The organism is Arthrobacter sp. FX8, assembly GCF_026723805.1.
GTDB lineage: Bacteria > Actinomycetota > Actinomycetes > Actinomycetales > Micrococcaceae > Arthrobacter.
Window position 1 is genome coordinate 2,083,642 of sequence record NZ_CP113505.1, and the last position, 22,624, is coordinate 2,106,265.

Genomic DNA, 22,624 nt, shown 5'->3' on the forward strand with positions numbered 1-22,624 from the left:
ACGGTAGTTTGGAACCATGATCCAACCCGCTTCGAGCTACAACGATGACCTGCGCCTGGCCCATGTCCTGGCCGACTCCGTGGATGACCAGACCATGAGCCGCTTCAAGGCCCTGGACCTCCACGTTGAGACCAAGCCGGACCTGACGCCGGTCACCGACGCGGACAAGGCCGCCGAGGAAGCCATCCGGGGCCAGCTCTCCCGTTCACGCCCCCGCGACGCCGTCCTGGGCGAGGAATTCGGCAGCACCGGCCACGGTTCCCGGCGCTGGATCATCGACCCCATTGACGGAACCAAGAACTTTGTCCGCGGCGTTCCCGTATGGGCCACGCTGATCGCCCTCGTGGATGAGGGCGAACCGGTGGTGGGCGTCGTCAGCGCCCCGGCCCTGGGCAAGCGCTGGTGGGCGGCGAAAGGCATGGGCGCGTACATGGGCAGGTCCCTTGCCGCCGCCACCCGCCTCCGCGTGTCCAACGTGTCGAAGCTTTCCGACGCCTCCCTCTCCTACTCCAGCCTGGGCGGGTGGAAGGAACGCGGAAACCTTGACGAGTTCCTCGGCCTTACCGAGGACGTTTGGCGGACCCGGGCCTACGGGGATTTCTGGTCGTATTGCATGGTGGCCGAGGGCTCCGTGGACATCGCCTGCGAACCCGAGCTGAACCTCTATGACATGGCTGCCCTGGTGCCGATCGTGGTGGAGGCCGGCGGCCGGTTCACATCCCTGGAAGGCGAGGACGGCCCGTTCGGCGGGAACGCCCTGGCCACGAACTCAATCCTGCACTCGGAGGTCCTGCACCGATTGAACCCGTACCTGGACGATCTGCTGTAACTCACGCGCTTTCCACGTTTGAACGAATAATGCGACGCCGGACACCTCCCAAGGCAGGTGCCCGGCGTCGTTTATTCGGGGGCGCGTAACAAAGCCCTTAACAATTGCCGCGGCTTCAGTCCTGGCCGCCCCATGTCCTACGCTTTTATGCAGGTCACGAGTGCCAGCGCAAAACCCCGGTTTGCTGGCCGGCAACCCTCCATTCGCGGTGGGGTGCCCCGGGTGACGACCAGGCCGGTCCGGAGCGGATGCGGCAAGCGCGGATTCCACTATGCCGGAGTCCTGTACCAAGTGAGGTCTCTGTGACAACTGCCACCGTCTCCCCCAGCCCGTCATTGCCGAAGCTGCCGTCCCCCATGCACGCCACGCCGCAGCCGGCCGGCCGCTCGCTGCCGTCACCGGCGCCGAAATCCAGGCGCCCCTGATTTCGGGCGGCCACGTGCGGTACGCCAACCTCGATTACGGCGCCTCCGCCCCGGCACTGTCCGTAGTGTCCGCTTACCTGAATGAGATCCTCCCCTACTACGCCAGCGTCCACCGCGGGGCAGGATACGCATCCCAGATCAGCACCTCCGTGTACGAGAACGCGCGCAGCATCGTCAGGGATTTCGTGGGCGGCCGCCCGGATGATTCGGTCATCTTCACCCGCAACACGACGGATTCGCTGAACCTGCTGGCCGGCTGCCTTCCCGTGACCGATGGCCGCCACGACGGCGAAGTGCTGTACCTGGACATCGAACACCACGCCAATCTCCTGCCGTGGCAGGGCGTCCCGCACCGCAGCATCGTCGCCGCCGACACCATCACCGGCACCCTTGAGGCCGTACGTGCCGAGCTTGGACAGGGCGGTGTCAGCTTGGTCGCGGTCACCGGGGCCTCCAACGTGACCGGCGAAATCCTCCCCATCCGGGCGCTGGCCGCGCTGGCCCACGAACATGGCGCACGGATCGTGGTGGATGCGGCCCAGCTCGCGCCGCACCGCCGCATAGACATCAGCGCGGATGACGTCGACTACCTCGCCTTCTCAGGCCACAAGCTGTACGCGCCCTTCGGCGCCGGCGTCCTGGTGGGGCGCCCGGACTGGCTGGACGCCGGCGTCCCGCACCTCGCCGGCGGCGGCGCCGTCAAGGAAGCCAGGCTCGACGGCGTCAGCTGGGCCACCGGCCCGGCCCGCCATGAGGGGGCTCGCCGAACGTCCTGGGGGCCGCCACGCTGGCCCGCGCCACCCAGGTCATTGCAGGCCTGGACCAGGCACGCTGGCACGCCCACGAGTCCGCCATCCGCTCCTTTTTGGTGGAGGGACTCCAGCGGATCGACGGCGTCACGGTTCACCAGATCTTCAAGGACACCAACCCCGAAACGGACACCATCGGGGTGGTCAACTTCTCCGTCGAGGGTTACGACGCAGGACTGGTGGCGGCGTACCTTTCGGCAGAGCATGGCGTGGGCCTGCGTGACGGGCGCTTCTGCGCCCATCCCCTGCTGAAGCGCCTGGGCCTGCCGTCCGGTTCCCTCCGCGCCAGCTTCGGCGTCGGTTCGCGCCTGGAAGATGCCGAGCGCCTGCTGGCCGGCATCCAGGCGCTCCGGAGCAACGGGCTGGGCTGGGACTACGTGGTGGACGCAGGCCGCTGGGTCCCTGCCAACGACACCCGCACCTACCCGCACTGGGCGCCCAACACCCCTGGAACAGCCGGCGCAGCGCCCTGCATCGACGACTGACGCCGGAAACCGCCACTCCTGTTTCAGCCGGCTGACCGCGCGTCAGGGGAATGCGGTAAATTCGAAAGGTACCGCAGGACGTCAGCTGAAGGAGGCCACGCGTGGTTCGGGGTGGCCCCAAGCTTGATCACGGGCGGCGCAGGGAACTGGGCCAGAGCTTCCAGGACGGCGGCAGGCACTACCAGCGCGTCCGGCCCGGCTACCCTGAGGAGTCAGCCCGGTGGCTGGTGCCCGCCGACGCCCATGAAGCCCTCGACGTTGGTGCCGGTACCGGAAAGTTCACCGCGCTGCTGCTGGACATGGGGCTGGACGTCACGGCCGTGGACCCCTCGGCGGACATGCTCGCCCAGCTCACGGAACACTACCCGGCTGCCACGGCGATGCCGGGGACTGCCGAGGCGACAGGCCTGCCCGACGCCAGCTTCGACGTCGTCACCGTAGCCCAGGCGTGGCACTGGTGCGACGCCCTGGCGGCAAGCACCGAACTGGCCCGCGTGCTGCGCCCGCACGGAACCCTCGGCCTGGTGTGGAACCAGCTGGACACCTCAGTGCCCTGGGTGCACCGGCTCTCCCGGATCATGCACGCAGGCGACGTCTACCGGCCGGGGCACAAGCCCGTCATCGGCCCGGAGTTCCAGGGGCTCGAAGGGCATGTCACCCACTGGCAGGACACAGTGGACACCACGGACCTGATGGAACTCACTAAATCCCGCAGCTACTACCTCCGGGCCGGCGAGTCAACGCGGGCCAAGGTCCTGGCCAACCTGGACTGGTACCTGCACGAACACCTTGCCTACACCCCTGACCAGGAAATCGACCTTCCCTACCTCACCCTGGCTTGGCGGGCCGTCAAGGCATGACGGCGCATCCCGTATGGCGCCTGCAGAGCCGGTAGGCTTGGATTCGTGAAGACCAGCGCGCCCTCCTCCTCGATCGAGGATTACGTCAAGGTCATTTATTCCTTTACCGAATGGCAGGACAAGCCCATCACGTCCTCCCAGCTCGCACAGCGGCTGGGGGTGGCAAATTCCTCGGTTTCGGAAATGGTCCGCAAACTCAAGGACCAGGGCCTGGTGGACCACAAGCCCTACAGCGCCGTCACGCTGACCGAGGCCGGCCTGCGGCTGGCGCTGTCCATGGTCCGGCGCCACCGGCTGATCGAGACATACCTTGTCCAGCGGCTCGGATACAGCTGGGACGAAGTCCACGATGAGGCTGAACAACTCGAACACGCCGTATCGGACACGTTCATCGAACGGGTCGCCGCCAAGCTCGGGGACCCGAAGCGTGACCCGCACGGCGATCCAATCCCCACGGCGGACGGGCAGGTGCTGATGCCGCGCGCGCACCTCCTCGCCGAGCTGGACCAGGGACATACCGGCAGGATCACCCGGATCAGCGACGACAACCCGGAACTGCTGCGCTACCTGGCCGCCCAGGCCATCGACCTTGATGCGGACGTCGAGGTGGTGGGACGGCGGCCTTTCGGCGGAGCCCTGGTGGTGCGGATCGGTGGTCCCGGCGGCGCCCGTGAGTACGATTTCGCTGAGGAAATCGCCTCGGCGCTCTGGGTCTCCAGCGACGCGCCGCATGCCGGCTGCGCCCTGGACGGGCTCTGACGTGGCGTTGCCCACCGCCCGTGCCTGGCTGGCTGTCGCCGCCGGCGGACTGATCGGCAGTGAGCTGCGCTACGGGCTGGGCCTGGCGTTTCCGGACGCGCCCGGTTCGGTCCCGTGGGCCACGCTGGGCATCAACATCAGCGGCAGTTTCGTCCTCGCGGCTTTGACCACCGTCTGGATGGCACGCCCGCACACGGCCTTCTGGCTGCGCGCCGGCATCGGGCCGGGCCTGCTGGGTTCCTTCACCACCTTTTCCGCGGTCATTTTCGCCTCCGGCCAGTTGGCACGCGCGGGTGAGCACCCCGTATGGCTCCTTTACCTGGGCTTGTCGCTGTTGCTCGGCCTTTCGGCGGCAGGCCTGGGCTGGCGCACCGGAAGGCTCATCGCCCGGAACCGGGGCCCGGCATGATCACGGCAGCCCTGGTGGGAGTGTTTGGCGTGGCCGGGGCGCTGCTGCGGTTCGGGATCGACAGCTGGTTCGCACACCACAGCAGCATCCGCAGCGTCCGCACCGATGGCCGTGCGGCGTTGCACTGGCCCTGGGCCACCCTGCTGGTCAACGTCGTCGGCTGCTTCATCATCGGTCTGGCACACGGCCTGACCGCCGGGCTGGGACTGGGCGCGGAATGGCAGGTGGGTTTGGCCACCGGACTGGCCGGCGGACTTACCACCTTCAGTTCGTGGACCACCGCCACCATCCGCCTGCTCAGCGAAGCACGGTTCGGCGCCGCGGCCCTGAACGTGGCGGTTAACCTGGGCCTTGGCTTTGCTGCCGCGGCCGCTGGCAGTGCACTGGCTTCCTAGCGACGCTGTTCCCGTTGGGGGCCCGGCCGGCGATTTGGCGGCCTCCCGTATGGTGGAAGGTGATGATCAGCAGACGCGACGCCGCAATAACCCTTGATGTTCCCCTTGAGATGGCGCAGCGCCACGGCCTGCCGAAGTGGATGACGGAGGCCGAACTCCGCGCCATCCTCGACAATCCTCCGCCATGGCTGGTGCAGTCGCGCGCCAACCGGACGGGCAAGCGGCCGGTGTGGGTGCACCTGGAATGCGCCGTCTGTGGCTATGAGGAGGCGGCCCGGCCCAAGAAGTGGTGGCCGGACTTCACCTACGTGGTATGCAGCCATCATGCGCCTTCCGATGTTCCCGCCGTCCGCCCCGGGTGCGTCCGCAGCGAGTACGACGGCGTGGGGACCCGTTTCGTGGGCATCGCGGACGTGGAAGCGCCTCCGCTCCGTCCTTAGGCCCGCCCAGGTGACGTGCCCCGGGGACCTTCGGTCCGGCGTCGGGCATTATCCTGCGCCGTTGCCTGTCATTTCTTCCGGGACGGCGGTGAGGTGCAGCTCGGTGCCGTCGCGGAGTACCTTCACGTCCAGCGGCTCGCCGATGGCATCGGAAAACAGGAGCCGCTGCAGGCTTTCGGCGTTGCTGACGGGACGGCCTCCGGCGGTGACGATAATGTCACCCGCGGCAAGGCCTGCTTTGTCCGCCGGCGAGCCGGGCAGGACCTCCACGACGCGGAGCCCTTCGCGCAGCCCGCTGCGGATCACAGCGCTGGGGTTGAGCTGGATGGGCGTGCTGACAAGGCCCAGGTAGGCACGGCGTACCCTCCCGTCTGACAGGAGCGCGGAGATGATCCTGCGGGTGGTGGCATTGATTGGTATGGCGAGCCCCAGCCCGGCGCCCGCCACTGCGGTGTTGATGCCGACGATCCTGGAGTGCGTGTCCGCCAGCGCTCCACCGGAGTTGCCTGGGTTCAGCGCTGCGTCCGTCTGGATAACGTCCTCGATCACCCTCCTGTTGCCGCCCGCCCAGACTGGAATGGCCCGGCCCAAACCGCTGACCACGCCCGCGGTGACTGACCCCGCCAGGCCCAGTGGGTTTCCGACGGCAATCACAAGCTGGCCCACGCGCAGGGTCTCGGCCGCGCCGAACTGAGCAGGTGGCACCTTGGGCCGCGAACCGTGGACGACTGCTAGATCGGACAAGGGGTCGGCTCCCACCAGTTCCAGTTCCATCCGGCTCCCGTCTCCAAACACCGCAAAACCGTGCCGGGTGCCTGCCACGACGTGTGAGTTGGTGAGCAGGTATCCGTCCTCCGTGAAGAGAACGGCCGAGCCGGCGCCCACCCTCACCCTGCCGTTGCCCCTATTCGCGGTCATCTCGATGGCTGCCACGTGGGGCGTAACCGCTGCCGCGACACGCATGACCGTTTGCGAGTACGAGTCCAGGACGTCCTCGTCTCCGGTGGATATGGGTTCCCGCGCCTGTTCCATGACGCACCTCCGGTCTGGTGCCGCTTCCGGCAATCCATGCCCTTTACGGGTCCTTACGGGAGACAACAATGGCCGGGCACGGTCCACTCCCGGTGGAACTACGCCGTGGGTGAACGCGGGCATTGCGGTGCGGTGCGGCTGTCAAGGCTTTAGGATCGGAGCATGACTGACTCCCCTGCAGGGTCTCAAACGGAAATACTGAACGCTGAGGAGTGCTGGCGGTACCTTCGGTCCTCCTATATCGGGCGGCTGGCGGTCATCAACGGTGACGTTCCCGAGATTTTTCCCGTGAATTTTTCGGTCGCCGGTGACACCCTGCTGTTCCGCACGGCGCCGGGGACCAAGCTCCGTGCCCTGCTCAGCGGCTCGGTTGCCGCCTTGGAGGTGGACGGCCTCAACCCATACGCCACTCAGGTCTGGAGCGTTGTCGCCAAGGGCAGGCCGCAGCCATTCGATGAAGCCAGCATGAAGCTTCCGGAGGAAGACGCCGACAGGGAACCTTGGGAACCGGGGATCAAGGACCACCTGGTGGCCATTACCCCCACCGATATCACCGGCCGCCGTTTCGCTGTCACGCCGCGGACCCGCTGGTGGCCGCCGGTCGATTTTTCCGCCGACTGGCTGTAGCGGCCTGCGGTCTCACGCCGTGATGATCACTTTGAGGGCCTTGGTTTCGGCTGCCCGGGAAAACGTGTCGTAGGCGTCAAGGAACTGGTCGAAACTGAAATGGTGCGTGGCGAACTTCTCCGCCCTGATCTTTCCCTGGGCCACAAGCTTGAGCAGCATGGGCGTCGTGTTGGTATTCACCAGCCCCATGCTGATGTTGATGTTTTGGATCCACAGGTTTTCCAGGTGCAGCTCCACCGGTTTTCCGTGCACCCCAACGTTCGCCACCGATCCACCCGGCCGCACTATGTCGGTGCACATGCCAAATGTTGCCGGCACGCCAACAGCTTCGATGGCCACATCGACGCCCTGTCCGCCGGTCAGGGCCAGGACCTGTTCCTTCCAGTCACTGCTGCCGGAAAGGACAGTGTCCGTGGCGCCGAACTCCTTGCCTTCGCCAGGCGGTTGGCGTCCAGGTCGATGGCCACCACAGTCGCTGCGCCGTACAGTCCTGCCGTGGTGATCGCCGCCAGGCCCACCGGCCCGGCACCAACAACGGCCACGGTGTCGCCGGGCTTCACCCGGCCGTACTGGACACCTATTTCGAATCCGGTGGGGAGGATATCGGAGAGCATGACGGCCTGTTCGTCGCTGACGCCCGAGGGCAGCAGGTGCAGCGAGTTTTCGGCGTACGGCACGCGGACATACTCCGCCTGGGTCCCGTCGATCAGGTGTCCGAAGATCCACCCGGTGCCTTCCTGGCCTTCGCCTCCCAGGCAGTGCGAATAGAGTCCGGTCTTGCAGTTGGCACAGTGGCCGCAGGATTTGATGCACGAGATGATGACACGGTCATTCACCTTCAGGCCGGTCACGGAAGGCCCGGTTTCCACGATGGTTCCCACCGCCTCATGTCCCAGGATCCGGCCCTTTTCGACGGCGGGTACGTCACCTTTAAGGATATGCAGGTCGGTGCCGCAGATCGTGGTGGTATCGACCTTGACGATGACGTCGCCGGGTTGCTGGATCCGGGGGTCGGGGACATCAGTCCATGACTTGTCACCCGGTCCGCCGTAGACGAGGGCTTTCATGTGTCTCTCCTTACTGTGTGGGACGGATTCTCCGACGTTCGCCGCCGGCTTGCGCGGACAGCTGATGGTTGGGCTGCGGGCCGGCGGGACTGGCTGCCGGCGGATCCACTGCCTGGAGTTTGGCTATGTGCAGGCTTCCGAGCACCAGGAAAAGCCCCGAGAGCCCAAGGGCGGGCAGCAAGGCGGCCAGGCTTGGTTCTGCACCGAACAGGGGTTTAACCAGTTCACCCACCGCCAGGGAGAAAATGAGGGTGAAACCCAGGACATACAGGGCCGGGAGAAGCAGCAGTCCCGTACGGTGGCCCCGGTACGTGAGGAAGGACAGGATCAGGAACCCGGGCATGATGAAGCAAAGGTCCAGGATGAAGATCGAGTAGAGGGAGTCAATCTGCTCGCCGCTCCGCATCAGGGGCAGGAGCATCCCGATCCACAGAGGGTAGAAGATCAGCGGCTGAAGGATGGCACCGGCCGCTGACACCAGCCTCAGTGCACGGGGAAGGGAGGCGGATGGCGCGTCGCGGTCCATGGTGGCCCCGGCGGTGACCATGGCCCAGAATGACACTGCGAAGACTGCCATGTAGAGCAGGTACAGGCCGTTGTACGTCCGCTCAATGACGTAGATCCCGTATGCGTAGAAGAGGTAGCCAAGGAGCCCCAGTGCCACGATCTGGTATTTGGCCCTGTGCGGGCCAACCGCGTAGGCCAGGTACAGCAACGCGAGCCCGGCCGCGACGGAGAGCAGGTCCTGGGAGTAGGCGCCGGGGATCAGGTCAGCGGCAACCACCCTGTTGTAGATTCCGGGCCGCCAAAGCCCCGTTGCCGCAGCGGCGAGCGCCAGCAGTCCGGCAACAGCCCACAGCAGGCGGTTGAGGAACAGATGGGTCAGCATGGGCCACCTTTCACCGGAAGATGAGCGTTTCCCGGGCGTCCCCACAGCGTCCCATTGGGCCGGCCGGACCCCAAGTGCCATTGGTCCTTCCTTGGGCATTGGTCCTTCCTTGGAGGCCGGGCCTTTATGCCCTTACGGCAGGCGGGAGAGTTGCCTACGCTGTGGCCTATGACTGAGAAAACGAACGTGCCTGTGCCGGAAATCCTTGACGCGGTCGAGTGCTGGACGCTCCTCGCCCAGACCGGGGTGGGGCGCCTGGCCGTCATCGCCGATGGCCATCCGGATGTCTTTCCCGTCAATTACAAGGTGGACGGCAGGACGCTGGTTTTCCGCACCGGCGGCGGTACCAAGCACCAGGCCCTCCAGTCGGAAGCCACCGTGGCCCTCGAAGCAGATGCGGTCAGCTCCCAATTCGGGCTCGCATGGAGCGTCGTGGTCAAAGGCACGGCTGTTGAAGCGGCGCCCACGGGCCCTGACCTGGATGACGTCAAGCGGGCGCTGTTTCCATGGCAGGGCGTGGGGCAGGAGCACTTCATCCGCATCACGCCGGAGTCGATAACGGGGAGGCGCTTCACGGTGGACGCACCACTGCTGTGGCAAACCTCGCTGGACGACGCAACCCGCGCCGGTTTCGAGTAGGAATTACGGGCAGGAGACACCGTGCGCGCATGGTGGGTGAACGGGCCGGGCCCCATATCCACCCACCCGCTGGTTCAGGGACTCCGTGCCACTCCCACGCCTGCGGCCAACGAACTCCTGGTGGAAGTGACTGTCTGCGGTGTTTGCCGCACCGACCTCCACCTCGCTGAAGGAGACCTGGCACCGCACCGTGCGCAGACTGTGCCCGGGCATGAAGCAATCGGCGTGGTTGTTGAGGCAGGAGTTGCCTGCTCCCGGTTCAGGACTGGCGACAGGGTGGGTGTGGCGTGGCTTGGCGGGGTTTGCGGCAGGTGCGACTACTGCCGCCGGGGTGATGAAAATCTGTGCCAGTCGCCCGTCTTCACCGGCTGGGACAGGGATGGCGGCTATGCCGAGTACTTGACGGTTGCGGAGGACTTTGCCTACCCGGTACCTCCAACCTTCCGGGATGAGCAGGCGGCACCACTGCTGTGTTCGGGCATCATCGGGTACCGCGCGCTGAAGCGCGCCGCCCTTCCCGTGGGTGGCCGCCTTGGCATTTACGGCTTTGGCAGCTCTGCCCACATCACCGCCCAGTTGGCGCTTAAACAGGGCGCCTCCGTGTATGTCATGACCCGGTCTGACGGCGCGCGGTCGCTCGCCCTGGAGTTGGGAGCTGATTATGCGGGGGACGCTTATGACCAGCCGCCGGTACCGCTCGATTCCGCCATTCTTTTCGCACCGGTTGGAGACCTTGTCCCGGCTGCGCTGCGCGCCCTGGACCGGGGCGGAACGCTTGCCATCGCCGGAATCCACCTAAGCGACATCCCGGCCCTCAATTACACCAGGGAGCTCTTTTTTGAACGGCAGGTGCGGAGCGTGACAGCCAATACCCGGGCTGACGGGCGTGAGTTCCTGGCTCTCGCAGCCAGGCTTTCGCTTACCCTCACCACCACGGCCTACCCGTTCCAGGCTGCGGCCAAGGCACTTGAGGACCTGGCTGCCGACAGGATTACCGGTTCGGCAGTCCTGCGGGTCCGGCCGGAACAGTAGCCTCTCATCCAAACAGGACGGCGGCCTCCTGGTACCGCGCTTCAGGGACCACCTTCAGTTCCCCCAGCGCTTCTTCAAGGTCGACGTTGACAATGTCCGTGCCGCGCAGCGAAACCATGGTGCCCCACCTGCCGGCGGCTGCCGATTCGACGGCGGCCAGGCCCAGCCTGGTGGCAAGGACACGGTCGAAGGCCGTGGGTTCGCCGCCACGCTGGATGTGGCCCAGGACGGTGGCGCGCGTTTCGATGCCGGTCCGCAGCTGCAGTTCTCCTTCAAGCAGCAGTCCGATGCCTCCCAGCCGCGGGCGTCCGAAAGTATCCAGGCCACGGGGCGCGTACGGTGCTTCGTGGCCTTCAGGAGCGAAGGCCTCGGCCACCACCACGAGCGGAGCCCTGCCCCGGTCACGGGCTGACAGCACCCACGAGCAAATTTGGTCCAGGGACACCGGATGTTCAGGTATCAGGATGGCGTGCGCGCCCGATGCCATCCCGGAATGCAGTGCTATCCAGCCCGCACTGCGGCCCATGACCTCGGCCACCATGCACCGGTGGTGCGACTCGCCGGTGGTCCGGAGCCGGTCGATGGCTTCGGTGGCGGTCTGCACCGCAGAATCAAAGCCGAAGGTGTAGTCGGTGGCGCCGAGGTCATTGTCGATGGTCTTGGGCACTCCCACCACGTTGATGCCCTGGGAGCAGAGTTCCCGGGCGGCTGCCAGTGTTCCCTCTCCCCCAATGGCAATCAGGCCGTCCAGTTCGTTGTGCCGGACGCAGGCACGGACACCCTCGATTCCATTGCCCACCAGCGGGTTGGTCCGGGACGTGCCCAGGATGGTTCCACCCAGGCGGGCGATCCCACGGACACTCGTACGGGGCAAAGGGTAAACGTCCTGCTCCAACACACCCCGCCAACCGTCCCGGAACCCGATGAATCCATAGCCATGCGAAACGTGCCCGCCCAGCACGGCTCCCCGGATGACCGCGTTCACGCCCGGGCAGTCACCGCCACTGGTGAGGATCCCCAGCCGCTTCACCGGACCACCACCCCCGAAGCCCGGACAGGCAACGGAAAATGGAGGGTTTGCCCGGGAGGAAGGACCTCGTCATTGCCATGCACCTGCACCTTGATGGGGCCGGCGTCACCGGGAGCAGAGGCGATGCTCATGTCCCCGTCCTTGAGATGTATGCGGAGGCGGTGTCCCCGGTAGAGGACCTCAAAGGCAACGGCGCGCAGCCCGGTGGGGAGGTTGGGTGCAAACAGGATCGTGTCACCGCTGAACCGGAGCCCCGCAAAGCTGCGCTGGACCACGTCGATGGTTCCGGCCATCGCGCCCAAATGGATGCCCGCGCGCGTGGTGCCGTGCTGGGTATCGTCAAGATCGGCGTCGAGCGCTTCCCGGAAACTGTCCCAAGCCCGGTCCGCGTCCAGGCCCGCAAGGACGGACGCGTGGGCAACCCTGCTCAGGGTGGAGCCGTGCGCCGTCCTGGCCAGGTAATACTCGATCGTCTTGTTGAGGTGTTCCGCCGTGAATGCATACTGAAGCCGCCGAAGAATGCTGACCAGTCCGTCGTGTCCCAACAGGTACGGGAGCATCAGGACGTCGGCCTGCTTTGCCAGTTTGTAGCAGTTGGTACTGTCATCTTCGGCCTCGAGGATGAGGTCCAGCCGCTCAATGTCGCCGTACCTGTCCCGGTAGTGGTCCCAGTCGAGTTCCTTCAACGACCCGTAGCCCTCGAACTGGCTAATGACGCCGTCCTCGTGAAAGGGGACATACATCGCCGATCCCACGTGCGCCCACCCGGCGGTTTCCTCCTCTGTGACACCCAGGCGTTCCATGAGTACGGCACGTTCGCTGCCGCGCAGGAAGGCCATGATTCCCCTTGCCGTGGAGCAGGCCCATGCCGCCATGACATTGGTGTAGGCATTGTCGTCCAGGCCGGGTCCGTCGCTGCCGGGATAGCCGGTGTGGTATTCGTCCGGTCCCACGACGCCGCGAAGGTGGTACCGGCCCTCCTGCTGGTCGTAGTCCGCCAGTGAGCGGAAGAAACGGGCAACCTCGATCACCAGTTCCGCCCCCTTTTGCAGGAGCCAGATCTTGTTACCAGTGGTTTGGAAGTACTGCCAGGCATTGAACGCGACAGCAAGTCCGGAGTGCACCTGCAGGTGCGAGTGGTCCTTGACCCACCTGCCGGACCTGTCGTTGTACAACCATTTGGGCGTTTCCTCGGTTCCGGCGCTGGCGCTTTGCCACGGAAATTTCGCCCCTGCCAGACCTTCCAGGGCCGCGGCATGCCGGGCGGCGGGAAGCCGCCGCCACCTGTAATCGATGACGGCACGCGCAACCTCAGGCGTCCTCGAGGCGAGTACCGGCAGGACGAACAGCTCATCCCAAAAGACGTGGCCCCGGTAGCCCTCGCCGTGGAGTCCACGCGCCGTCACGCCGGCATCCAGTTCGGTCGTATGGTGTGTCAGTGTCTGCAGCAGATGGAATATGTGCAGGTTCAGGACAAGGCGCACCTGGACCGGGGCATCGATCTCCACCATGAACGGCCGCAGCTCGCGCCGCCACGCTTCCTCGTGCGCCGTCAGCAGCGAATCGAAGTCCCCGGGGATACGCGCCAGGACCGCACGGGCACCGGCTTCCGGAGAGGATATGGCACGGTCACGGGACGTCACCACTGCCACCGTCTTGGTGATCCGCACCGCGGCGCCGGCACTGAGGGACAGCAGAAGAGTCTGGAAATGGAAGGCCCCTTTCCTGCCCTCCTCAACTCCCTCCGCTTCCGGGAATACCTGTGTTCGATAGGCCGCGGCGATGCGGATGAGGCTCTGGGTAGTTTCCACTTCGACGACGGAGGCAGCAAGCGCGGACGGCTCAGGGATGGAGCGGTGGGAGGCTGTCCTGTCAGCGATGTGGACGTCCGAACCCTGGGCATGTTCGGGGAGGTTGGCGTTGCGGACCCCGGCGTTGACACCGCTGCGGACCTCCACCTGACCGCTCCAGCCCAGCGCGGTGATAACCGTCTCAAGGACCAGCAGATGGGGCTCGGCCATGGACGCGAAACGGGTTTGCACTACTTCCAGCCTGCGGTGGTCGGCTGTCTCCAGCAGCAGCCGCCGCTCCAGTACCGCCCGTCTGAGGTCCAGGACCCTGTGCTCGCGGACCGAGGTCATTCCGCCCTCCGACCACCACTGCTGGCCCGGCAGGCGCAGGTCGAGCGGCAGGCAGTTGGGGGCGTTGACCATGTGTTCTTCCAGCAGCGTCTCGCCGCCGGCTTCCGCGCGGACACGGTTGTAGACGCCGGCGAGGTACATGCCCGCGTAGCTGAAGCTGCCGCCTTCGGGCGCCGCCCCGCGGACGCCCATGTAACCATTGCCCAGCGTGGTCAGGGCTTCCCGGTGTCCCTCGTGTGCGGCGTCGAAACCTTCATAGACGAGGTGCCAGGCGTTGCCGATGACCTGGCCCAGATCCAGCTCCCCCACGTCGTTGAGGACGGTATGGGCGCCGGCTGCCTCAAGCTGCCGGCGGTTGCCGGTCCGGTCGATTCCGACAACGAGGCCGAAGTCACCCCGGCGGCCGGCCTCAACCCCCGCCGCGGAGTCCTCGATCACCACCGCATGTGGCGGGGAGACCCCAAGCCGCGATGCGGCCGCAAGAAAGACGTCCGGCGCCGGTTTTCCGCGCAGGCCGAGCCGGGCCGCCGTCGTTCCGTCCAGCACCACCCTGAAGAGATCCTGGATGCCCGCCGCTTCCAGGACCAACCCGGCGTTCCGGCTTGAGGTGACCACAGCAGTGGGCACTGCCGCGCCCGCTAGCCTCTGCAGCAAATCCAGGGTGCCTGGGTAACTCTGGACGCCGTCGGTCCGGAGGTGTTTCAGGAACAGTTCGTTCTTCCAGGCACCCAGGCCGAACCCGGTCCATGCGCCGGCTTCGTCCGTCTCGTTTCCCTTCTCAACCTGCACTCCCCTGGCAGCCAGGAACCGTACCACCCCCTCCTCCCGCGGCATCCCGTCGATGAAGGTGAGGTAGTCATTCCTGCTGAGCGGGGCACGGTTGGCGCCGGCAGGGACTCTTGGGTCACGCAGGATCCGGTCGAACGCATCTTTCCAGGCAGCCTGGTGGACCAGCGCTGTATTGGTGACCACCCCGTCCAGGTCGAAGATGACGGCGTCAAACGGTGGCTTGGCAGAAGCGGCGGTGGGCGACCCGATCATAGGTCAGTGGTACCAGCAAAGCGGTCATTCCGGACAGGGCCCTAGGGCCCGGCGCGGCCGCCGGGCCACGACGCGGCCACTGGAACCCTATGTCTTTGCGCCGGCTGTGTGCCCCACGTGGCTCCACCAGGTCAACGGGGACGTGATGGAAAAACGCCTGCCCGTTACGGAGTTGGGAACTATCCGGACAAAGTGCTCCTTTTCACCGGCCTGCCAGGGAAACAGGGTAAGGCCTGCTCCCTTCATCAGTTCCTCCGATGGCTCGAGGATGACGGCCTTGCCTTTGACCAGGACGCTCCATGCTTTGGCGGCATCATGGCCGTCGGCTTCCAGGGCGACGGCGAGCGGCCCGCCTGCTGCGCGCAGTTTCGTTCCCTCCCCGTCCGGAAGACCAGCGATTCGTGGTCCACTTTGTAGTTGACCGGGAACACCTCCGGGTATCCGTTCACCAGCACTGCCAAATGGCCGACGGATACTCCACGCAGGAGGTCCCAGCACGCTCCGGCGTCCAGGACTTCGGTAGGCGTTTGCGGTGGATCGTTGTGCATGCAGTCGAAGGTAACGGCTTGCCGGGCCAGCCCGGTAGAGCATTTAGGCCCGGGTCCCCTTGCCTTGACGGGCAAAGAAAAACACCCCGGTCCGAAGACCGGGGTGTTTTACCCGTGGGTGGAGATGGGGGGAATTGAACCCCCGTCCGATGTCGTGTTGTCAGGGCTTCTCCGGGCGCAGTTTGCGTCGGATTTTCTCGGCCCCAGCCATGCTGCAAACAGCTGGCTGATCCGGGCCCAGTCATCTAAAAGTCCCGTTTACTCCGATGACGGGAGCAAACAGCAGTGGCTATCTAAATGACGTCAGGATCCGGGGCGATAGCAACCCCGGGCTGACGGACTGTCTTACTGCTTAGGCAGCAAGAGCGAAGTCAGTGCGCTTAGATTCGGCACTTATTGGTTTGCAGAAAGCGTTTACGAGATAATTCTGCATCCTCGGCCCGCTTCACCTGTCGCGACTAACACCGTCGAAACCGATCATCCCCGTATTTTGTTACCAAACCGGCTGGCAAGCCTGCCGGACTATCCATACTAACGCATGACCCGTGGAAATAATTCCTACCGGCGCCGGTTGCGCTCGCGCATCTCACGCTGGGCTTCACGGTTGTCCTGCTGTTCCCGCAGCGTCTGCCGCTTGTCGTATTCGCGCTTGCCGCGGGCAACACCGATTTCCACCTTGGCCTTGCCGTCCACGAAGTACAGCTGGAGGGGAACAATGGTGTAGCCGGACTCCCGGACCTTGTGGGAGATCTTGATGAGTTCTTCCCGGTGCAGCAGCAGCTTGCGGCGCCGGCGTGCCGCGTGGTTGGTCCAACTGCCCTGGTTGTATTCGGGAATGTGGATGGCTTCCATCCACAGTTCGTCGTTATAGAACGTGCAGAATCCGTCCACCATGGAGGCGTGGCCCTCACGCAGGGACTTCACTTCGGTGCCCATCAGCGCGATGCCGGCCTCGTAAGTGTCCAGCACGTGGTAATCGTGCCGGGCCTTGCGGTTGGTGGCCACTACCTTACGGCCACTTTCTTTAGGCACGGGGAAACTCCTCGGGTTCAGGTCGGGTGCCTCCGGGCCTGCGGCGCGGAGCTATACCAGTCTACGGCAGCAGCGCTTCGCCCCTACAGCAATCCCATGGGGTCGACGGCGGCACCATTGAGCCAGGTTTCGAAGTGGGCGTGGCAACCCGTGGAGTTGCCGGTGCTGCCGGAGTAGGCAATGAGCTGGCCCTGGGAGACCCTCTGCCCATTCGAAACCACGATGCTGGAGTTGTGGTAGTAGATGGTGGTGAGCGTATTGCCCTGCACCACGCCGTGATCGATCTTGACGCGCCAACCGCCACCATCGGCGGAATTCCAGCCTGAGCTGAAGACCTCACCGGCAGCTGCCGCATACACGGGCGTGCCGCAGGCTGCGCCAAAGTCGATTCCGGTGTGCATGTATCCACCGGTGCCATAGAAGTCGATGGTTCCCGGCGGGGTGGTGCGGTAGCCAAAACCGGAGGTGATGGGGATGCTGCCGTCGAAGGGGTGGCGGAGGCCAAACGCCGACGGCGATCCCGCGGCGGGCGGGACGTACGGCTGCGCGGGCGGGGCCGGGCGGTTTGCGGCGGCCGCGGCCGCGGCCGCCGCAGCGGCAGCAGCAGCCGCCTGCCTGCGCTGCTCGGCTTCCCAAGCTTCACGGGCCCTGCGGTCGCGTTCGGCGATCTCGTTGGCCACCTGGTTCTGGTTGGCCTGGACGCCGGCCAACTGGGCCTGGATGCCGGGCTTTGCCGCCTGGAGTTCGGCATCGAGGCGGGTGGTGTCCGCAATGAGCTGGTCGACTTGGGCCTTCTTGGCCGCAGCCTCGTCGCGGGCGGCCTTCTCCCGCTCCAGGGCGGCGTCGGCCTTGGCCTTGAGGTCCTTGATCTCAGCTTCGACAGCTTGCAGGCGCGCTTCGGAGTTGACGTTGGTGGCGTTCTGCTGGCTGAGCTTGTCCATGGCTGCGTTCTGGCTGCGCATGGCCTGGTCCGCAAGGTCCATGGTTTCGGTCAGGCTGCTGCCGCTGTTGGAGCCGAAGAAGAGCGACAGGTTCGAAGGAACGCCGCCGGATTTGTAGGCCTGGGTGGCGATCTGCCCAATCAGTTTCTTGGTGTCCGCGATCTTTTGCTTGTCCGTCTCCAGCTGCTGGGTGATCTTGGCCTTGTTCTGCTGGGCCATGTCCACGCGGGCCGACAGCGCCTCTACCTCCTTGACAGCCCCGGCTACCCGCCCCTGTGCCTCAAGGAGTGCCTGCTGGGCACCGGGCAACTGTCCCTGGTAGATCACCAGGTCGCTGGCGGCCTTGGCGATCCGGGAATCGACGAATTCGAGGGATGCCTGGACGCGTGCGGCTTCGGCCTCGAGCGCGGCTTGGCGGTCTTCGAGGTCGTCGGCGAAAGCGACGGGTGTGGCAAGGGCCATCCCGGCCGAAAGGATGACGGTGAGCACGCCGCTGACGATCCCCAAACGGCGGGCAGCGGCCCGCCCTCGGCTGTGCCGGGGGCGGGGCAAGGTTTGGTGAATGAGGTTCATGGGCATTCCTAGGTCGCGGTGTGCACAGCCTAAACGCGCAAATATCTACGTAAGGTCAAGAGAGACGAAATTCCTGCCAAGGATCCGCCAAGGATTATCAGCGCCGGGGCGATGATCAGGGTCTGCCCGGATGAGATAAAGGCCGTATCCGGGTATTGCCGCGACATATAGTCGCCCAGGAAGTATTGCGCTACGGCCCACAGGGTGCCCGAGGCCAGGGCAGCGCCGATGACGGCTGCTATGACGCCTTCCAGGATGAACGGCAGCTGGATCACGGTTTTTGAGGCACCGACCAGGCGCATGATTCCGGTTTCGCGGCGCCGGCTGAACGCGGAGAGCCTGATGGTGGTGGCGATCAGCAGGATGGCGCAGACGATCATGACCCCTGCGATGCCGACCGCCACAAGGGACGCACCGTTCATCACCGAGAAGAGGCGTTCGAGGAGCTGGCGCTGGTCGATCACCGTTTCCACGCCTGGCTGGGAGGAAAACGTCTCGCTGATGATCTGGTACTTTTCCGGGTCCTTCATGTTGATCCGGAACGATGCGGGCAGCTGGTCCGGCGTCACGGAATCGACGATCGGAGAGTTCGAAAACTGGTCCTTGAAGTGCTTGTAGGCCTCATCCTTGGACTCGAACTGAAAGTCGTTGATGTACTGCGCCACGGCCGGGGACTCAAGGAGCGCGTTCAAGCCCTGTTGCTGCTCAGGGGTGACTGGCCCGGAAGCGCAACCCGGCGCCGTCGAACCTTCACTGCAAAGGAAGATCGCCACCTGGACCTTGTCGTACCAGTAGCCCTTCATCTGGTTGATCTGCATTTGCAGCATTCCGGCCGCACCCACGAAGGTGAGGGACACGAACGTCACCAGGATGACCGAGACCACCATGGAAAGGTTCCGGCGCAGCCCGCTGCCGATTTCCGAAAGGATGAATGCGAGCCTCACCGCTGGGCCTCGCCTTCAGCGCCATTGCCCGGCAGGCCGCCGTCGGGCGTTTCCCTGCCACTGGCGTCCTTAAGGCGCCTGGACTGGCCGACGACGGGAATCATCGAGGTGTACAAGGCCTTGGCTTCGTCGCGGATCACCACGCCGTTCCTGAGTTCGACCACCCGTTTGCGCATTTCGTTGACGATGTCGTCATCGTGGGTGGCCATCACCACGGTGGTTCCGTTCTGGTTGATCTTGTCCAGGACGCCCATGATTCCCATGGACGTGGTGGGGTCCAGGTTTCCGGTGGGTTCGTCCGCGAGGAGGATCCCGGGCCGGTTGACCACGGCACGCGCGATGGCCACGCGCTGCTGCTCGCCGCCGGACAGCTCGTGCGGCATGCGGTGTTCCTTGCCTTCGAGGCCGACGGTCTTCAGGACCTCCGGGACGGTGTCGCGGATGACGCTGCGGCTCTTGCCGATGACCTGCATGGCGAACGCCACGTTGGCGAAGACATTCTTTTGGGGCAGGAGGCGGAAGTCCTGGAACACGACGCCGATGCCCCGGCGGAGGCGCGGAACACGCCAACTGGAAATCTTCGCGACGTTTTGGCCGGCGACGTAAACAGCGCCGGAGGTGGCGCGGTCTTCCTTCAGCACCAGGCGGAGGAAGGTGGATTTTCCGGAGCCGGACGCACCGACAAGGAAGGCGAATTCGCCGCGGTCAATCTCAAGGGTGACAGAGTCCAGCGCCGGACGGGCTTTCTGGTCGTAAACCTTGGTGACATTTTCGAATCGGATCATGGCCCTAAGTACCCTGCAGGGCATGGCTGATTCTTGTGATGCAGCCCAGTTCTGCAGCCGGTGCACGGGTTTTCGTTTGGGGAAAGTAGGGCCCCGGCCCCTCGACTATACGCAGGGTCCCCCGTGCTTCGACCTGCTTTCGGGGGCGTGTCGCTGGATCAGCTGCAGGACGGCGGGGCCGGCAGGCCTACTTTTCGGCGTTGCGGTTGTCAGTACGCCAGCGGATGCCCGCATCGATGAAGTCGTCAATCTCGCCGTCGAACACTGCGGACGTGTTGCCCACTTCGTGCTCGGTGCGCAGGTCCTTCACCATTTGATACGGGTTCAGAACGTAGGAGCGCATCTGGTCACCCCACGAAGCTTTAACATCGCCGGCCAGCGCCTTCTTCTCCGCATCTTCCTGCTCCTTCTTCAGCAGCAGGAGCCGGGACTGCAGCACGCGCATGGCGGCGGCGCGGTTCTGCAGCTGCGATTTCTCGTTTTGCATGGAAACCACCGTGCCGGTCGGGATGTGGGTGAGGCGGACGGCGGAGTCCGTGGTGTTGACCGACTGGCCGCCGGGGCCCGACGAACGGAACACGTCCACCCTGATTTCGTTGTCCGGGATGTCGATGGAGTCCGTCTGCTCGATCAGCGGAATGACTTCCACTGCGGCAAAGGACGTCTGGCGGCGGCCCTGGTTGTCGAACGGGCTGATCCTGACGAGACGGTGGGTTCCGGCTTCCACGCTGAGCGTGCCGTACGCGTAGGGAGCCTTCACCTCGAAGGTGGCCGACTTGAGCCCGGCCTCCTCCGCGTAGGACGTGTCCATGACGGTGGTGGGGTAGCCGTGCCGCTCGGCCCACCGGAGGTACATGCGCATCAACATCTCGGCGAAGTCTGCGGCGTCCACACCTCCCGCGCCGGCGCGGATGGAGACCACGGCTTCGCGTTCGTCGTACTCGCCGGACAGCAGGGTGACCACTTCCAGGTCCTTGAGGGCTTTCCTAATGGACTCAAGTTCTGTCGCGGCCTCCCCCATCGAGTCCGCGTCGTCCTCGTCCTGCCCAAGCTCAACGAGGACTTCAAGGTCGTCGATCCGGGATGCCAGGTTGGTGAGTCGCTCCAGTTCGGACTGGCGGTGGGAAAGCCGGGAGGTGATTTTCTGCGCGGCCGCGGGGTCGTCCCAAAGGTCCGGCTCCCCTGCCCGCTCGCTGAGTTCGGCGATGTCTTCCTTGAGTGTCCCCACGTCGCTGACGCGTTCAATGGACTCGTAGGTGGCGCGCAGCGCCCGGATTTCAGCGGAAAAATCAATATTGGCCATGGTTGTTTAAGCCTACGCTATGGAGCGGTACGGCCCGGCGCTGCCAGGATCATTGGCTCAGCGGGTGCATGACTCAGCGGGCCAGGCGTGAGCGGGCGGTGGACGTCGCTTCGATTCGGATGCCATCAGGGACAAGGAAGTTCACCACAGGTGGGTGCACGTCTGCCGTGAGGACCACGACGGCGGTGGAACCGTCAGGTGTACCCGTTGTAGCGGCGACGGCGAGGCCTGAGAAACGCTGCGAGGCTGGGCTCCTCGAGACGAAGTCGGCAGCTACATTGCGGACGCGCGCGGGATTAAGGACAGCCGAGGGGCTTCCACCCTGGGATGTGACTTCTCCCAACGTGTAGCTGTCGGCCGCCGCAAGCGATGCCCCGTCTGCCAGGGACAGCAGGCGCTTGTGCTCCAGATAGACGGCAGATATGCCGACGACGACCGTCGCCACCAGAAGTGCCAGGGTGATGTAGCCGAGAATCATCACCATGACCTGGCCGCTCTGGTCCGATTCCCGGCGTTTCACCGGTACCGGCCTACCAATTGGGTGGAAGACGCCTCAACCTCCGTGGCTGATAATCCGTCGGCGAACGGAATGAACGGCAGCGGTACGCTCAGGCTTACGGTGACAGTCACCGTGGTTCCGGCGGCCTGGCAGTCAGCAGGGTTGCAGGTCGTGGCCATGCGGGCCCTGTCTGCCTGGTGCCCGAAGTCGGAAAGGGCGAGGGCCACGGCCTGCTCCGCAGCTGCCTGGGCTGTGGAGGAATCCGGCTGTGCCACATAAACCTTCGCCGCCTGGTCCGCGGCACCCACCACGGCGAAGGAACCGCCCTGGATTTGCCCGACGGTGATCACGAAGTACACCAGCGGGACCATCAGCAGAAGTGCAAGGAACGTGAACTCGACTACCGCACTTCCTTGCTCGTGTCCGCTCCCCTGCTCCTCATGCACAAAGCCCTGCTGCTGGTGCTCCCCGCGAGCAGGCCTGGGGCAGTGGGATGGGTCGCCCACGTGCGTGCCCCCGGCACGCTCCCTGCAAAGCACTTCTGCCACGCGGGCCGTGACCAGGAACAGATTGGAACCGGCCTGTGCGCTGGAGCGGGACTGGGCACTGGAACAGGACTGCGCACTGGCGCGGGGTGGTCCGTCGGGGTGGGGCAACGGGCTGGCGCTGAACGGATCAAGGCTGGACAGCCGCATGCCCTTTCACCTCCAGCAGGTCCCGGGGCCCAATCAGACCGATGACCGGCATTGGGGACCGGACAGTCACTTCCAGGGTGCGCATCCCCTGGACAGTTACTTCCTGCGTACTGACCTGGTCAGCAAAGCCTTCGTTCAGGGCCACGCTGATGAGGCTGCGGGTCCGCTCTTGCGCGTCGGCGGCATTGCGGTCAGCGAGTGTGCCGTACCGGGCACCAGAGGCAGCAGCATCAATAAGTGTGTTCCGGACATGCAGAACCAGGGTCAGCTGAATAATCGCAAGGAAGAACATCGTCAGCAACCCGCCAACCAGGACGAAGTCCACCACGGCTGAACCCCGCTCGCCCGGCCTGGGCAGCACTGGCTGCACGGGTCCGTGAGCGGACGGTAGCATG

General features: G+C 65.1%; 21 protein-coding genes, 1 other RNA gene, 3 pseudogenes and 1 riboswitch. Of the genes and pseudogenes, 10 read left to right on the forward strand and 15 right to left on the reverse strand.

Annotated elements, in window-relative coordinates; translation table 11 throughout:
- Positions 1 to 16 precede the first annotated feature (16 nt).
- From hisN to OUO20_RS09570, 7 genes and pseudogenes are all read left to right on the forward strand, one after another.
- Positions 17 to 829, forward strand: coding sequence for a histidinol-phosphatase (gene hisN / locus OUO20_RS09540; RefSeq protein ID WP_018768451.1), 813 nt, complete (start codon positions 17 to 19; stop codon positions 827 to 829).
- A 152-nt stretch (positions 830 to 981) separates the two neighbouring features.
- A riboswitch (SAM riboswitch) is annotated at positions 982 to 1,095 on the forward strand.
- A gap of 36 nt (positions 1,096 to 1,131) precedes the next feature.
- A pseudogene (locus tag OUO20_RS09545) lies at positions 1,132 to 2,548 on the forward strand (aminotransferase class V-fold PLP-dependent enzyme).
- A 101-nt stretch (positions 2,549 to 2,649) separates the two neighbouring features.
- Positions 2,650 to 3,408 (forward strand): class I SAM-dependent methyltransferase, encoded by a 759-nt coding sequence (locus OUO20_RS09550; RefSeq protein WP_056388041.1) that lies wholly within the window; start codon positions 2,650 to 2,652, stop codon positions 3,406 to 3,408.
- A 45-nt stretch (positions 3,409 to 3,453) separates the two neighbouring features.
- Entirely contained in the window at positions 3,454 to 4,167 is a 714-nt protein-coding gene (locus OUO20_RS09555; protein WP_018768454.1) for a metal-dependent transcriptional regulator, read from the forward strand.
- Positions 4,139 to 4,576, forward strand: a complete 438-nt coding sequence (locus OUO20_RS09560) for a fluoride efflux transporter FluC (protein WP_268003281.1) — start codon at positions 4,139 to 4,141, stop codon at positions 4,574 to 4,576. The genes OUO20_RS09555 and OUO20_RS09560 overlap by 29 nt, the downstream gene beginning before the upstream one ends.
- The gene (locus OUO20_RS09565) at positions 4,573 to 4,971 is read left to right on the forward strand and encodes a fluoride efflux transporter FluC (RefSeq protein WP_056388044.1); all 399 of its coding nucleotides are present in this window, start codon (positions 4,573 to 4,575) and stop codon (positions 4,969 to 4,971) included. Before OUO20_RS09560 ends, OUO20_RS09565 begins: the two co-directional genes overlap by 4 nt.
- A gap of 62 nt (positions 4,972 to 5,033) precedes the next feature.
- Positions 5,034 to 5,411, forward strand: a complete 378-nt coding sequence (locus tag OUO20_RS09570; protein WP_134163823.1) for a hypothetical protein — start codon at positions 5,034 to 5,036, stop codon at positions 5,409 to 5,411.
- Between the two features lie 48 nt (positions 5,412 to 5,459).
- Here the strand turns inward: OUO20_RS09570 and OUO20_RS09575 are convergent, their stop codons facing one another.
- Positions 5,460 to 6,443, reverse strand: a complete 984-nt coding sequence (locus OUO20_RS09575) for a S1C family serine protease (RefSeq protein WP_056388045.1) — start codon at positions 6,441 to 6,443, stop codon at positions 5,460 to 5,462.
- Positions 6,444 to 6,605: 162 nt separating this feature from the next.
- On the opposite strand from OUO20_RS09575, the gene OUO20_RS09580 reads away from it, so the two are divergent.
- Positions 6,606 to 7,070: a pyridoxamine 5'-phosphate oxidase family protein gene (locus OUO20_RS09580; RefSeq protein WP_018768459.1), complete on the forward strand. Its 465-nt coding sequence runs from the start codon at positions 6,606 to 6,608 to the stop codon at positions 7,068 to 7,070.
- 12 nt (positions 7,071 to 7,082) lie between these two features.
- Here the strand turns inward: OUO20_RS09580 and OUO20_RS09585 are convergent.
- Together OUO20_RS09585 and OUO20_RS09590 are read right to left on the reverse strand one after the other, a co-directional pair.
- Positions 7,083 to 8,137, reverse strand: a pseudogene (locus tag OUO20_RS09585) (zinc-dependent alcohol dehydrogenase family protein).
- A 10-nt stretch (positions 8,138 to 8,147) separates the two neighbouring features.
- Positions 8,148 to 9,026 (reverse strand): hypothetical protein, encoded by an 879-nt coding sequence (locus OUO20_RS09590; RefSeq protein ID WP_268003282.1) that lies wholly within the window; start codon positions 9,024 to 9,026, stop codon positions 8,148 to 8,150.
- Positions 9,027 to 9,194: 168 nt separating this feature from the next.
- On the opposite strand from OUO20_RS09590, the gene OUO20_RS09595 reads away from it, so the two are divergent.
- Entirely contained in the window at positions 9,195 to 9,665 is a 471-nt protein-coding gene (locus OUO20_RS09595) for a pyridoxamine 5'-phosphate oxidase family protein (RefSeq protein WP_268003283.1), read from the forward strand.
- 21 nt (positions 9,666 to 9,686) lie between these two features.
- The gene (locus OUO20_RS09600; RefSeq protein WP_056388049.1) at positions 9,687 to 10,697 is read left to right on the forward strand and encodes a zinc-dependent alcohol dehydrogenase family protein; all 1,011 of its coding nucleotides are present in this window, start codon (positions 9,687 to 9,689) and stop codon (positions 10,695 to 10,697) included.
- Positions 10,698 to 10,701: 4 nt separating this feature from the next.
- Here the strand turns inward: OUO20_RS09600 and OUO20_RS09605 are convergent, their stop codons facing one another.
- The 12 genes and pseudogenes from OUO20_RS09605 to OUO20_RS09660 form a co-directional block, all read right to left on the reverse strand.
- Positions 10,702 to 11,727, reverse strand: coding sequence for an ATP-dependent 6-phosphofructokinase (locus OUO20_RS09605; protein ID WP_268003284.1), 1,026 nt, complete (start codon positions 11,725 to 11,727; stop codon positions 10,702 to 10,704).
- On the reverse strand, positions 11,724 to 14,909 hold the full coding sequence (locus OUO20_RS09610) for an HAD-IA family hydrolase (RefSeq protein ID WP_268003285.1): 3,186 nt from the start codon (positions 14,907 to 14,909) through the stop codon (positions 11,724 to 11,726). Before OUO20_RS09610 ends, OUO20_RS09605 begins: the two co-directional genes overlap by 4 nt.
- 87 nt (positions 14,910 to 14,996) lie before the next feature.
- A pseudogene (locus OUO20_RS09615) lies at positions 14,997 to 15,457 on the reverse strand (pyridoxamine 5'-phosphate oxidase family protein).
- A gap of 116 nt (positions 15,458 to 15,573) precedes the next feature.
- Positions 15,574 to 15,942: a transfer-messenger RNA gene (ssrA, locus tag OUO20_RS09620) on the reverse strand.
- 73 nt (positions 15,943 to 16,015) lie between these two features.
- Positions 16,016 to 16,489: an SsrA-binding protein SmpB gene (gene smpB / locus OUO20_RS09625; protein ID WP_009356865.1), complete on the reverse strand. Its 474-nt coding sequence runs from the start codon at positions 16,487 to 16,489 to the stop codon at positions 16,016 to 16,018.
- Positions 16,490 to 16,572: 83 nt separating this feature from the next.
- Positions 16,573 to 18,003, reverse strand: coding sequence for a M23 family metallopeptidase (locus tag OUO20_RS09630; RefSeq protein ID WP_018768468.1), 1,431 nt, complete (start codon positions 18,001 to 18,003; stop codon positions 16,573 to 16,575).
- A gap of 29 nt (positions 18,004 to 18,032) precedes the next feature.
- The gene (gene ftsX, locus OUO20_RS09635; protein WP_018768469.1) at positions 18,033 to 18,947 is read right to left on the reverse strand and encodes a permease-like cell division protein FtsX; all 915 of its coding nucleotides are present in this window, start codon (positions 18,945 to 18,947) and stop codon (positions 18,033 to 18,035) included.
- On the reverse strand, positions 18,944 to 19,732 hold the full coding sequence (ftsE, locus tag OUO20_RS09640) for a cell division ATP-binding protein FtsE (RefSeq protein WP_018768470.1): 789 nt from the start codon (positions 19,730 to 19,732) through the stop codon (positions 18,944 to 18,946). Before ftsE ends, ftsX begins: the two co-directional genes overlap by 4 nt.
- Positions 19,733 to 19,919: 187 nt before the next feature.
- Entirely contained in the window at positions 19,920 to 21,035 is a 1,116-nt protein-coding gene (gene prfB / locus OUO20_RS09645) for a peptide chain release factor 2 (protein ID WP_268003286.1), read from the reverse strand.
- 73 nt (positions 21,036 to 21,108) lie between these two features.
- A complete protein-coding gene (locus OUO20_RS09650; protein WP_268003287.1) occupies positions 21,109 to 21,555 on the reverse strand; it encodes a pilus assembly protein TadG-related protein in 447 nt (148 codons plus the stop codon).
- A complete protein-coding gene (locus OUO20_RS21480) occupies positions 21,552 to 22,229 on the reverse strand; it encodes a hypothetical protein (protein ID WP_018768473.1) in 678 nt (225 codons plus the stop codon). The genes OUO20_RS09650 and OUO20_RS21480 overlap by 4 nt, the downstream gene beginning before the upstream one ends.
- Entirely contained in the window at positions 22,210 to 22,623 is a 414-nt protein-coding gene (locus tag OUO20_RS09660) for a TadE family protein (RefSeq protein WP_268003288.1), read from the reverse strand. Before OUO20_RS09660 ends, OUO20_RS21480 begins: the two co-directional genes overlap by 20 nt.
- Between the last annotated feature and the right edge of the window lies 1 nt (position 22,624).

Coding starts and splice junctions, on each gene's coding strand:
- OUO20_RS09590 (WP_268003282.1), bottom strand. CDS start 9,026: ATGCTGACCCATCTGTTCCTCAACCGCCTGCTGTGGGCTGTTGCCGGA.
- hisN (WP_018768451.1), top strand. CDS start 17: ATGATCCAACCCGCTTCGAGCTACAACGATGACCTGCGCCTGGCCCAT.
- OUO20_RS09660 (WP_268003288.1), bottom strand. CDS start 22,623: ATGCTACCGTCCGCTCACGGACCCGTGCAGCCAGTGCTGCCCAGGCCG.
- OUO20_RS09570 (WP_134163823.1), top strand. CDS start 5,034: ATGATCAGCAGACGCGACGCCGCAATAACCCTTGATGTTCCCCTTGAG.
- prfB (WP_268003286.1), bottom strand. CDS start 21,035: ATGGCCAATATTGATTTTTCCGCTGAAATCCGGGCGCTGCGCGCCACC.
- OUO20_RS09580 (WP_018768459.1), top strand. CDS start 6,606: ATGACTGACTCCCCTGCAGGGTCTCAAACGGAAATACTGAACGCTGAG.
- OUO20_RS09560 (WP_268003281.1), top strand. CDS start 4,139: ATGCCGGCTGCGCCCTGGACGGGCTCTGACGTGGCGTTGCCCACCGCC.
- OUO20_RS09565 (WP_056388044.1), top strand. CDS start 4,573: ATGATCACGGCAGCCCTGGTGGGAGTGTTTGGCGTGGCCGGGGCGCTG.
- ftsE (WP_018768470.1), bottom strand. CDS start 19,732: ATGATCCGATTCGAAAATGTCACCAAGGTTTACGACCAGAAAGCCCGT.
- OUO20_RS09630 (WP_018768468.1), bottom strand. CDS start 18,003: ATGAACCTCATTCACCAAACCTTGCCCCGCCCCCGGCACAGCCGAGGG.
- OUO20_RS09575 (WP_056388045.1), bottom strand. CDS start 6,443: ATGGAACAGGCGCGGGAACCCATATCCACCGGAGACGAGGACGTCCTG.
- OUO20_RS09610 (WP_268003285.1), bottom strand. CDS start 14,909: ATGATCGGGTCGCCCACCGCCGCTTCTGCCAAGCCACCGTTTGACGCC.
- OUO20_RS09595 (WP_268003283.1), top strand. CDS start 9,195: ATGACTGAGAAAACGAACGTGCCTGTGCCGGAAATCCTTGACGCGGTC.
- OUO20_RS21480 (WP_018768473.1), bottom strand. CDS start 22,229: ATGCGGCTGTCCAGCCTTGATCCGTTCAGCGCCAGCCCGTTGCCCCAC.